Genomic DNA, 12,154 nt, shown 5'->3' with positions numbered 1-12,154 from the left:
CCTTAAAACAGGGATACGTCGCTAACCTTGCGAGCAATTCGGTTGACAGTCACGATAAGAATGAGTGCAATGACACTCTGGAATAATCCTACAGCAGCCGCATAACTTAATCGGCCTTCACCTATACCGGAGCTGATAACATGCACATCGAGTACGCTGCCGATTGCGGCGGTAGCCGGACCGTTCAGCAGGAGCAGCTGCTCATAACCAGCGCTCATTAAGCTGCCGGCCGAGAGTATGAACAAAATAACGGCAATGTTGCGAATACCAGGAAGCGTTACATGCCACATTTGGCGAGTGCGCCCAGCGCCGTCGATCTTAGCCGCCTCGTAAAGCTGCTGGTCAATGCCGGCGATTGCTGCCATATAGATGATCGAGTTCCACCCGATGTTTTTCCAAATATCTGAGCCTACAACGATTTGATAAAACCATGTTGTATTGTTCAAGAACTGAATCGGTTCTACACCAAACACACCAAGCAATTCATTGATTGGACCTCCAGATGGAGTAAGAAGACGCTGCATCAGCGTAACAACGACAATCCATGAAACGAAATACGGTAAATAAGAAAGCGTTTGCACGGTTTTCTTAAATTTAATGTTGCGAACCTCGTTCAATAGAATTGCAAGACATATAGGCATTGCAAATCCGATAAGAAGCTTCATGAGACTGATGATAATCGTGTTGCGGATCAACTCGAATGACTGATAATAGGAGAAAAACTGCTGGAAGTATTTCAGTCCTGCCCAGGGGCTTCCAGTGAAGCCCCCAGAGAACATGAAATCACGAAATGCCACTTGTACGCCAAAAAGTGGGACGTAGGAAAAGAGGAAAAACCAGATGATGCCGGGCAGCATAAACAAATAAAATAGTTTGTGCCGCCAAATTCGTTTCCACAATACTGACTCTGTCATATGCTTTACCTCCTTGCCAAACGGATCGTTTTTATTTCAAATGGAGTAAAGGCCAGGTGGTATGCCCCTTCCTCCGCATGGATTCTATCGATGGGTGTTTCCATCAAATCAGTAAGCCAAGCATCCGCTTCGTTCATAGCTGCAATGAGTTTTGCCTTAAGATGTGTTCCTGCGGTTTCATATAAACGGATGATGAGATCATCTCCGTCCTCTGCCTGCTTCACCGTTTCAACCATTACATTGGAATGGTCAACGCTGAAAAATGATTTTGCTGCTGGCAAATGCTGCGCCTCGTCGCTTGCTGTCATGCTTACCGAACGCAGTGGTACGTTAAGCTCATATCCACGCTTATAAACCTCTGCCTGAACATGATCCCCTTTATGCGGGTACAAAGAATACGTAAACTGATGCTCTGCTTGATCGGCTTCTGGATCTGGATACGATGTACTGCGCAAAAGATTCAAATCCAGCACATTCTGCCAAGCACGATGTCCGTATTTGCAATCATTGAGAAGTGCGACGCCATAATCCGACTCCGAAAGATCGATCCATTGATGAGCGCAAATTTCATCCTTCGCATAATCCCACAGCGTATTGCGATGTGTAGGGCGTTTCAAGTAGCCGAACTGAATTTCACAGCTCGCACTGTCCGAACGAATATTGACAGGGAAGGATGTACGCAGCATCTTCGCTGATTCCTTCCAATCAACGTCCGTAACGAAATCGATACGGCGGCTTCCTTGAGTCAGGATGACCTTCTGCGTCATTGTTGATTGACCAAACCGATATACAAGCAGCAAGCCTACCGTTGGTCCATCTTGGAAAGCTGATGATTCAGATGGCTCAAGCGGTACTCCTCCCGAGAGGCGATAATCTTGTTTAATATCCCATGCATCGCCCTCATCATGATACAGGCTGAGTTCATTCGCCTTCTGGCCATGCGGGATGATTTCCCGGCCAAGCTCTTTATCAATGATGGATATAATCGTGAAGTCTTCAGCGAACGTAACCGATAACATATCATTTTCCATTATCCGATCGATAGCCGATGCCCTCATATCAGGAAAGAGGTTATTTGCCGCTGTTTTCTCTTGCGTCCGGGCAGCTGCAATTTCTGCTTCAGCTGCTGCCGTCTCAGCAAGCGCTAGTGAACCAGTTGCAACGGCATATCCCATAGCAGGAATACGAACCCGCTGCCATGCGCCATTGTTTTCAATCCATTCTTCCCGATCCCATGACAGGGAGTTAAAGATCACCTCAGAGCCTTTCTCAGCAGATACGGATTGTGCAACCGCTTCGTAAGCTTCGGAAATTAACTGCTCGACACGTTCCAGCAGTATTGCGTATCTCTCCAACGATTCATCATATACGCGTTTAATAGAGGAGCCTGGCAATATATCATGGAATTGATAGAGCAGCACTTCTTTCCATATCGTTTCCAGCTCCTGCGCAGGATAAGGTTTGCCCTTTGTTCTTTCAGCCAAGACAGCTGCATATTCAAGCTCGCGCAAAGCTTTCTCAAGCTTACGGTTATACCGTTTATTGCGCGCTTGGCTCGTCAGCGTTCCTTGATGGCGCTCCAGATAAAGCTCCCCGGACCACACTTGATAACGATCAGAGCCAACTGCAAGCTTCTCAAAAAATTGCGAAGAATGCTCTTGAACAACTGGGCTAAGGCCCAGTAAATTTTTCTCCCGCTGCAATCTCTCGAGATGCTCCTCGCCAGGACCGCCTCCGCCATCGCCGATTCCGAACAACATGAGACAATTCTCCGATACGTTTTTGTCCATGTATTCATTCTCTGCCTTCACAATAGAACGAGGTGCAGCCGGGCTGTTATACGTATCCTCAGGCGGCATATGAGTCAGGACACGCGAGCCGTCGATTCCTTCCCAGTGGAACGTATGGTGGGGATGACGGTTGTAAATGCTCCATGACAGCTTCTGCGTCATCATGTAATCAACGCCTGATTTTTTCAAAATTTGAGGCAAGCTCGCTGTGTATCCAAATACGTCCGGCATCCAAAGCGACTTCATCTCTTGACCAAACTCTGCTTGGAAATACCGTTTTCCGTAAAGGATTTGACGGATCAGGGCTTCTCCGCTAGGTACGTTTGTATCCGATTCAACCCACATCGCGCCTTGCAGCTCCCAGCGCCCTTCTTGCACACGCTCTTTGATGCTGGCATACAGCTTCGGATAATGAATTTTCATCCAATCATAAAGCTGTGGCTGGCTTGCTCCAAAGATGTAGTCAGGGTAACGTTCCATCATCCGCAGCACCGTTGAAAATGTGCGTGCTCCCTTACGGATGGTTTCACGGATAGGCCATAACCAAGCCAGATCCATATGCGCGTGGCCGACGGCACTAATAGTAAGCACTGGATCTCCGCCGCGTTTATCAAGCTGCTCACGCAGCAGTTTCGATGCCTTAGCCACTCTTTCTTCACTCAAAGATGTAAGGATATGAGAGACTTCATACAAAGACTGCAAAATGCGTGCTCTGCGTGCTGACCCTTCAGGCAAACGATCTGCCGTCTCCAGAAGTACCTCAGCGTCATAATAAAGCTGATGGATATTCTCGTGGCAGATTGCGATTTGGGCTTCCTTCAAAGTGCCACTGCGGAAGCGACCGAACAAATCATTGCAGCCTGCGTCGCCCCACAAATCAATTTCTTCATCTCCCTGCGCGCTTTCACTAATGTGTACAACACGTTTGCCAGGAAGGCCAAGGCTATAATCAAACTCAGAATTTATATTCGTTAAACCCTGAGTAGGTGTTCCCTCTTCATCTACTAAACAAAGCTCACCATTCACATCGATAAGAAGTACAATTTTGGTGCCCTTCGCTTCTTGCGGTACTTTTCCGCTAAAGTGAAACCAAGCGCAGTCCCAAAGATTTCCCCAGCGGTCTCCCGCAGCGAGTTCAATCTTCCTGCCTGACTCCCTATCCTCGTAAGAAACCGGCTCCTCAGTAACCCAAGCGGTTACTTTCAAATCCGTAAGCGGCTTGTAGATTTGTTCCTTCAACCGGTCCAACAGCGACTTCAACTGCTCCGTTCTCACTTTTTCGTATGGCATTTGTAGGTCTCCTTTATCATCCAGTTCTATATTTCATACAGGCTTTTTCCCATACATGCCTATCGACTTCAAAATGTTAGCGTTTTCAGATCGTACTCGCGAAACTATTCAAAACTTCGCTATATGACTTTGCAACCAAGCTTTATAAACATTCGTCTTATTCATAATATAATATATAGATTCAATATATTCAATATATAAATAAAAAAATCTTTTCCTTAGCGGAAAAGATTCTCAATTTTATCGCTTATTCAATTATTGAACTGGTCTTGGTCCAGTCGTTTGGCGGATAACCAGCTCAGGATTAAGCAGCGTTTTGCTATATCTATTGTTTGGGTCTACCCCATTCTCAATAATGTTGATCAGTGTGCTTGCTGCACGATAACCCATATCATGCTCAAACTGATTGATATGTGTAAACAAGCTGAACTCATCTACGATAGATGTCGGGTCATCGAAGCTGATAATAGACAAATCCTCAGGCACGCGAAGCCCCGCTTGCCTAGCCATTTGATAAATTCGAACAGCCAGCCTTCCGTTAAGCGTAATATACGCTGTAGCCATTCGGTTGCGAATATAGCGGTATAACGGATGCTTCTCCGCATCCTTAAGACTACCAACATTAAAATCGGTAATAATATGAGCCGGATTAATGAGTGCGCCTTTGTTTTTCAAAGCGTCCATATAACCTTCAATCCGCTCCTGTACCGTAACCGTTTGCAGCGGAGAATCTGAGCAAATCGCAATTTCCCGGTGCCCAAGCTCCCACATATATTCGACTGCAAGGCTTGTTCCAAGCCTTCCATCCGCAGCGATATAATTGGTTTCTACGCCAGGCAGGAAACGATCGATAAGTACAAAGGGGTAGCCATTGAACTTCATATTTAATATTTCTTCGTTATAATTCTCTTCATCTACGGGAAATACAAGCAAACCGTCCGTACCGAATTCCTTTAGCGTCTTAAACGCTTCTTTCTCTTTATCCACATCGCCCTCAGACAGCAAAATCATGCTTCGGTAGCCCTTTTCTCTTAGCGCCCTCTGCACTCCCTCAACTAAACGGATGGCAAAATAATCATAAATAGATGGCATAACGAGACCAATCATATGCGTTTTATTCTGGGTTGCCGCTCTTTCTAAACCAACTGTCGGCGTAGCCGGCACTGTCTCATCCACTTCTACCTGCCCATCATTGCTGACGAAGCTGCCCTTTCCCGGTACTCGGGAAATGATTCCATCGTTCGCAAGACCGACCATCGCATTCACTACAGTTATTTTACTGACGTTAAACAACTTCATAAGATCTTTTTCGGTCGGAATGCGGTCCCCCGCCTTCAAGCCTTCCGTAGCAATCAACTCACGGATATAATCCTGGATTTTCTGGTAAAGCGGCGTACGGACTGTTGAATTCATTTGCTATCACCAAGCTCCATATTAATATTTGTAATATATAATATAGGTTAGCCTCTTTTTAGGCAATACCCACATCTTTGTCGAATGAAGTAAATTACCCTTCTTTAGAACTAAGGAAGACGCTAATTTATAGCTTTTTTCCTATACATCGAGCGTTTTTAACCACTTTCCTTGTCGAATATCGCGAATTTTGTATATATAATATATACAATATATATTTATAATTGTATTCGAAATCGTTATCAATATGACAAATCATAAGCCATTCATCCATTTAAACTTCATTGTTCATACATCAACCTATGTCCTAAGTCATGCTTTCACCTGCGCCGTTGACTCTCGGTACAAGATCTCTCCAGCTACAAGCAGCTTCTCCATCGGCTCCTGCTTGTTCGTTATTCTGCTAATCAGCCTCTCTACCGCACGCTTGCCAAGCGCTTCCTTAGGCACATGCACCGTCGACAAAGAAGGTGTCATGCGATAGGAATCGTCAATGTTGTCATAGCCTGTAATGGACACCTCTTCCGGAACCGCAATACCTAGCTCCTTCATGGCATCAATCGCACCGATACCGATCATGTCATTTGCACATAGAAGCGCCGTTGGCATCGTTTTTGCCTTGAGCCTTTTGATTGCCCACTGTTTTATCGGCTCTTGAAACTGCTCATGCTCAAAACCTTCAACGGGAAGATAACAGTCATTGCTCATTTGGAACCTAGGCTCCACCAGAGCCTGCTCCTCCAGTACACTTCGGAACCCAAGAAACCGATCCTTAAAGCTCCGCGAATAATTCATATCCCCAATAAAGCACAGCTGCGTATGTCCTTTACCAATCAAATGTTTCGTCAAGCGATACATTGAATCATAATTGTTCGTAAACACCGTATCACTAGGAATCAACATATCCTCATGATCCACGAGCACCATTGGCAAGCCGATGCGATGCACCTCTAACAGCAGCGGAGTTGAAATTTCTCCCACGCCGATAAGCCCCAATATGCCATTCGGGTTCAAGAAATGAAGGAAATGATCGACGCTTTGCTCTGACACAATGACCATGCCATAACCATCTTCCTCCAATCGCGAAGCAATCCCATCGAGGATTCTTCCCCAATACAGCGACTCCTTCGTTTGGAAGCGAATATTTGGCATAAGAACAAGCACCGATTGTTTGTGGGCGGCAGGCGTTTTGGGAAGCTGCTCAAGCTTCATTGTTTTCACATAAGCATTCTTTTGCGTAAAATAACCCAGCTGCGATGCCGCTTGAATAACCCGCTCCTGTGTTGCCTCACTGACGCCGCCTTTGCCGGAGAGCGCCTTCGAGACAACAAACTTTGATACGCTTAAATAATCAGCAATTTGCTGCATGGTAACCTTGTTTGACATCGGTAGTCCACCTTAGCTTTCAGTAATGGTTCGCGCTTCTTTCCAGCGCCTATTGTATTCGGTAAACACCTTCTGCAAATCTGGAGAGGCAATCCACTCTTGAATATAATCGCCGGACCAAAATGCAATTTGAGCTGTATTCGCAATTTCAAGCAAGAGGTCGTCTGGCACTCTTCGCTCCAGAAATTCGATGTTGAACGATAGAAACTGTTGAAATTGCGGCAAGGAAGGCTGCTTATCCTCAATCACAGGCAAGAAGCCCGAATCATCAACATAACCAGATTCGTTTACAAAAAATTTGACCCACGCCTCGGCGAGCTCTTTATTCTCGCTAAATTTGCTTACACCCACAAACCAATCCGGGCTTAGCGGCGAGAAGCGCTTCTCGCTATTGTCGTAAGGGAATGGGAAAAAGCCGATATCTTCCGATTTCGCACCCGCTGCAATAACTTGATTGATGACCCAGTTACCCATTAAATACATGGCGGCTCTACCGTCAGCAAGCTCTTTTTTGGATGTTTCCCATTGATTCGTGAGCAATTGGTTTTCCACATACCCTTTTGATATTAATGTTTTGACGATGGAAATTGACTGTCCCCATGCATTATCAATAGTCCACGGCTCGTCCGTGTTGACCATATTATTTAAATAGTCGGCATTACCAGTCATATAGCTGACTAGATCCTCGCCCCAAGTCATAAGCGGCCACTGAGCGCCATAGTTCAGATAGACAGGCACAATGCCGGCTTTCTTCAGCTTCTCGCATGCTGCATAAAACTGCTCCAACGTCGTTGGGATTTGTGTAATGCCTGCCTTTTTGAAAGCTTGCTTATTATATACGATCCCTGTCGTGGAAGCGCCGGTAGCAATGCCAAAGCGTTGTCCAGCATAGGCTTTAAAGTCTGCAAAATGAATATGCTCGAACAAGCTATCGCTTAGCGGCTCAAAATAATCAGGCAAGTCTTCATTTTTAATATTGTTCGGAAGCAGCAGCACATCGCCTAAGCTGCGAGTGGATAAGCGCAGCATAATATCGCTGGCATAATTGGTTATGCCCTCAAACTTGACCGTTACGCCAGGATTCAGCTGTGCAAATTGATCGGCATATTTTTGAAACACGCCATTCTCCATCAGATCAACACGATTGGTCATTACGTTAATCGTCACATTTTGACCAACTTGTTCCTCTTTGCTAACGGGCTCCTTTTCCTTTTCGCTGTTGCCTTGTGCCTTCTGGCATCCCGTCAAGCCTATGCTGGACAAAAGAACAATAAGCAGCAGCATACAAATGTATTTGTTCATGCAGCGTCTCTCCTCATTATAGTGGAAACTGTAAAATAACCTCGGTGCCTTTCCCCCGTTCACTGGTCACCTTCAAGCCATATGCGTTTCCGTAGTGGAGCTTGATACGCTCGTTTACATTTTTCAAGCCGATTCCGCCTGATTTGCGCTTGACGACCGCTTCCTCCGATCCTGCAAGTGAACGGTTTAAGCGATCTAATGTATCCTCATCCATGCCAAGCCCATCATCTTTTATGCGAAGCAGCACACCATGCGGCGTACGCTCGCTGCTCATCACAATTCTCATCGAGGCCTTATTGTCATCCATGCCGTGATAAATCGCATTCTCGACAATGGGCTGCAGCACAAGCTTAATCATAGGATACTTCAGCATATCATCGGTTATATGCGTTTCTAAATGGAAGCGGTTCGGATAACGATAATTAAGCATTTCCACATAGTTGCGCATATGCAGAACCTCATTCTCCAGCGTTACTTCCTCATGCAAATCGCTTATGCTGTATCGCAGCAGCTTCCCGAGTATGGCAATCATGTCGGCTGCGATCTGATCGTCATTCAGCTCAGCCGCCATTCGGATCGATTCGAGCGTATTATACATGAAATGCGGATTGATCTGACTTTGCAGCGCGTGCAGCTCAGCTTCCTTCTTTTTTGTCTCCATCAAATAAATATCCTGAATGAGGTGATCAATTCGGACAATCATTCGGTTGAACTGATTGCCTAGCTGGCCTACCTCGTCCCGATATTTCACTTGAAACTGAACGTTAAAGTCACCCTCCTGCACGTTCTTCATCAATCGCATCATTTTGCGGAGCGGATTCGTTAGTGCAAAGGAAAACACAACAGAAATAAAAAGCGCGACGATAATCGTAATAATTGTAGCGATCCAGGTTACGTTGCGAATGACAACAGCATCTTTCGTCAGCTCACTGTCCGGAATGGAGGTCATTACCTTCCATTTCGTATTGGGCGAGGTCGTATAAATGTATAAACGATTAACACCGTCACGCTCAAAATAAAAGCTCCCCTTCGTGCCCTTTGCTTGGGCTACCGTAGGATCACTCATAATGTTTGTGGCCATTCGCTGCTTGTCGCTGTCATAAACGACATTGCCAAGCTCATCGATAATGACCGATTTTCCATTTGTCACCTTATCGAGCTCGCTCATTTGATCCTCAATGACGCTAATATTCGCATCCACCGCAATCATGCCGATAGGCTTAAGCGATTTATCAATCACCTTGCGAACGACGGTAAACGCATATTTGACGCTCTGCAAATTGCTCGTATATTTTTGCGTGCTGAACAGTCTCGCTTCACCGCCGGAAGTATTAATGAGCTCTCGCCATTTCTCATAGCTCTCCTTCACGTTCAACCGAATGCCGCCGCCAGCTGTTGAATAATAGCCATTGCCGAACTGATCAAATATATAAACCGAGTTGGCGCCGCGTTTTATCGTATTGATGAACGAAATATTTCCCTCTATGCCTCGCTGGATCAAGAGCAGAAGGTCAAAATCGTCAGGCACCTGATTGCTATTATCGATCGATGTTTGCTGCCTTTTCTCGTAATAGCTGTTCGAGAGAATCAGATTTTGTTTGATATCGTTCTGGTACGCAGGAATAGAGGAAATACGAATCATATCCTCGATATAATCGTCAACACGAACCATCATGTTCTCAAGCATTTTGGTCGAATAGACAATCGTTTTCTCCTCAATCGAACGCGAGTAATTGCTATATGAGATGTAGCCTATAAACGATAACGGCAGCGTGATTAGAAGCAGGAAAACGATAAATAGCTTCCCCTCCATTCTCATGCTGCCTAAAGCTGCCCATATGCGCCACAATCGTTTTCTGGGGCTCATCCTCTTAACTCTCCCTTATTCTAGATGGCAGGCATAACGTTTCCGCCGTTTACAGGAATGTAAGCGCCAGTTATAAAGCTTGCTAGATCCGATGCTAGAAAAGCGACCGTATTGGCAATCTCTTGGTCCGTTCCTCTGCGTTTAAGCGGAACGTTTTGTGAATAAGCAAGGTTCTCCTCCGTACCAGTGGCACGATCGCGATCACTGATGGTCCACCCTGGCGCAACCTGATTAACCGTAATTTGATGCTCCCCAGCTTCTTTGGCTAACACACGATAGACGCCATCCATCCCGCGTTTGCCAGCTGTATAGGCTGATTGTCCCACAAAATTTTGCATCGCGCATTCAGTGTTGATGCCAATGACTCTACCGCCGCCCCGCTCGATCATTGCCGGCACAAAAGCTTTCGCTAAAAAGACGCTATGCAATACGCAGGATTCGAATTGGCTGACATAATCAGCAACAGGCTGTTCTAGTATGCTTGTCCATTGGTACTGAATGACCGCGTTAGCGACAACGATGTCTACATGGCCGAGCTCCTCTGTTACCTTAGCTTTCATTTCATTAATATGCTGCTCATTCGTTACGTCTGCCTGTACGATCATCGCTTTTCTGCCCATAGCTGTAATTTCCGTCTGCAATTCTTTGGCCTTTGCTTCGTTATTATTGTAGTGCAGAACGATGTTAGCGCCGCAGCTTGCCAGTGTACGTGCCATAACCCGTCCTAAATCGCCAGTAGCTCCTGTGATTAAAGCTGTTTTATTAGAAAGATCAATGTGCATGAATAAGGTCACCTTTCTTTATGGAAACAGATTTGTTAGATCATTTACTAATAATTATGCTACCAAAAAATATTCATTTTATAAAGCTTATCCAAAAAAAATGAATTTGTACACACAAGTAAACGATACGGCGAATTAATTTACAATATGGTTATCTTCTTCATGGCTTGCAGCGGCTATTTCAAGCAATATTCCTTGTGATTTCGACTATTTTCATGTATATTACAGACTATAGCCTACTCTAAACATTCACATATGTATTAATAATAACTCTTATTCGGAGGTAACCCTTGAAAATCGAGCTATCAGAGCAAAGCCTGCCTATATTTGAGGCTATATCGAGTAATGTACGCATTCAAATGATTCACCTGCTCTCCAAAAAATCAATGAACATTCGCGAGCTGGCAGAGGCTTTAGGCTTAAGCAGTGCAATCATGACAATGCACGTAAAAAAGCTGGAGAAGGCCGGAATCATCAAATCCGAAATGACCCCCGGCAAAGGCGGTGCCGCTCAGAAGGTGTGCTCGCTTAGCATGGATGGACTTGAAATAGCATTCCCTCGCAAGGACGTCGTACAGCGCGAGTCACGCAGAACCGAGGTTTCCATCGGACATTATACCGATCTCAACATCGTTCCTACTTGCGGCATTTGCACGACGGAAAAGGTTATCGGAATTTTCGACGACCCCCGCTACTTTCTTGATCCCGATCGCGTGAACGCCAAAATATTATGGTTCTCGCAAGGTTATATCGAATACAAAATTCCTAACTTCCTATTAACGAGCGAGAGTCCAGACGAGCTCGAAATTTCGATGGAAATTTCGTCTGAAGCGCCTCTCACCAATATGAACTGGCCTTCGGATCTTACGTTTTTCTTTAATGGTGTAAATGTTGGCATGTGGACGAGCCCTGCCGATTATGGCGGAAAAGGCAAGCTTAATCCACCTTGGTGGTTTGATGATGTCAACCAGTTCGGTTTATTGAAGCGGTTGATTATTAAGAAGGATGGCACTTACATGGACGGCCTTAGGCTCTCGGATGTAAGTCTCGACCAGATTGATATTAGCAACAGTCACTGGACGTTCCGTATTGCGATTTTGGAGGATGCTGAGCATATTGGCGGCTTTACTTTATTCGGCTCTGGTTTCGGAAACTATAATCAGGATCTCATTTTCAAGCTGTACTATACGAAGCTGGCGCAAGAGGATCGGACAACCGTCTAATCTGCTATATACGAAGAAAAGAAGAGGGGCCCCGCATGGCAATGTCATTAAGTTAAGGTGCAGGATCAAAAACCATAAATAAAGAGTAGGTTATCAAAAAGATAGCCTGCTCTTTTTTTTTGAAAAAGTGAAATAGGACTTGACACGTAGATGGAAATGTGTGGCGAAGCCCCTTGAAAAAACGAGG

The 12,154-nt window shown here is 45.3% G+C and carries 8 protein-coding genes; 1 reads left to right on the top strand and 7 read right to left on the bottom strand.

From position 1 onward, the window contains the following. Positions 1-2: 2 nt before the first annotated feature. The 7 genes from AC1DM9_RS32040 to AC1DM9_RS32010 all read right to left on the bottom strand — a co-directional run bounded on the left by AC1DM9_RS32040 (position 3) and on the right by AC1DM9_RS32010 (position 10,744). Positions 3-914, bottom strand: a complete 912-nt coding sequence (locus tag AC1DM9_RS32040) for an ABC transporter permease (RefSeq protein WP_076268992.1) — start codon at positions 912-914, stop codon at positions 3-5. Between the two features lie 5 nt (positions 915-919). Next, entirely contained in the window at positions 920-3,994 is a 3,075-nt protein-coding gene (locus AC1DM9_RS32035; RefSeq protein ID WP_477584014.1) for an alpha-mannosidase, read from the bottom strand. Positions 3,995-4,249: 255 nt separating this feature from the next. Continuing rightward, entirely contained in the window at positions 4,250-5,407 is a 1,158-nt protein-coding gene (locus tag AC1DM9_RS32030; RefSeq protein ID WP_477512523.1) for a GntR family transcriptional regulator, read from the bottom strand. Between the two features lie 312 nt (positions 5,408-5,719). Beyond that, complete coding sequence (locus AC1DM9_RS32025) at positions 5,720-6,793, bottom strand: LacI family DNA-binding transcriptional regulator (protein WP_339204673.1); 1,074 nt, start codon at positions 6,791-6,793, stop codon at positions 5,720-5,722. A gap of 12 nt (positions 6,794-6,805) precedes the next feature. Next, a complete protein-coding gene (locus AC1DM9_RS32020; protein WP_477512522.1) occupies positions 6,806-8,095 on the bottom strand; it encodes an ABC transporter substrate-binding protein in 1,290 nt (429 codons plus the stop codon). Positions 8,096-8,111: 16 nt separating this feature from the next. After that, a complete protein-coding gene (locus AC1DM9_RS32015) occupies positions 8,112-9,962 on the bottom strand; it encodes a cache domain-containing sensor histidine kinase (RefSeq protein WP_477512521.1) in 1,851 nt (616 codons plus the stop codon). A 20-nt stretch (positions 9,963-9,982) separates the two neighbouring features. Next, positions 9,983-10,744 carry an SDR family NAD(P)-dependent oxidoreductase gene (locus tag AC1DM9_RS32010; RefSeq protein WP_477512520.1) on the bottom strand — a complete coding sequence of 254 codons (762 nt, stop codon included), beginning with the start codon at positions 10,742-10,744 and terminating at the stop codon, positions 9,983-9,985. Positions 10,745-11,034: 290 nt separating this feature from the next. On the opposite strand from AC1DM9_RS32010, the gene AC1DM9_RS32005 reads away from it, so the two are divergent. Next, the gene (locus AC1DM9_RS32005; RefSeq protein ID WP_076268999.1) at positions 11,035-11,967 is read left to right on the top strand and encodes an ArsR/SmtB family transcription factor; all 933 of its coding nucleotides are present in this window, start codon (positions 11,035-11,037) and stop codon (positions 11,965-11,967) included. Positions 11,968-12,154 lie beyond the last annotated feature (187 nt).

The organism is Paenibacillus sp. 01T431 (assembly GCF_056398625.1).
The sequence above is the reverse complement of the archived record's forward strand: the minus strand, read 5'-3'. Positions and strand labels throughout refer to the sequence as shown.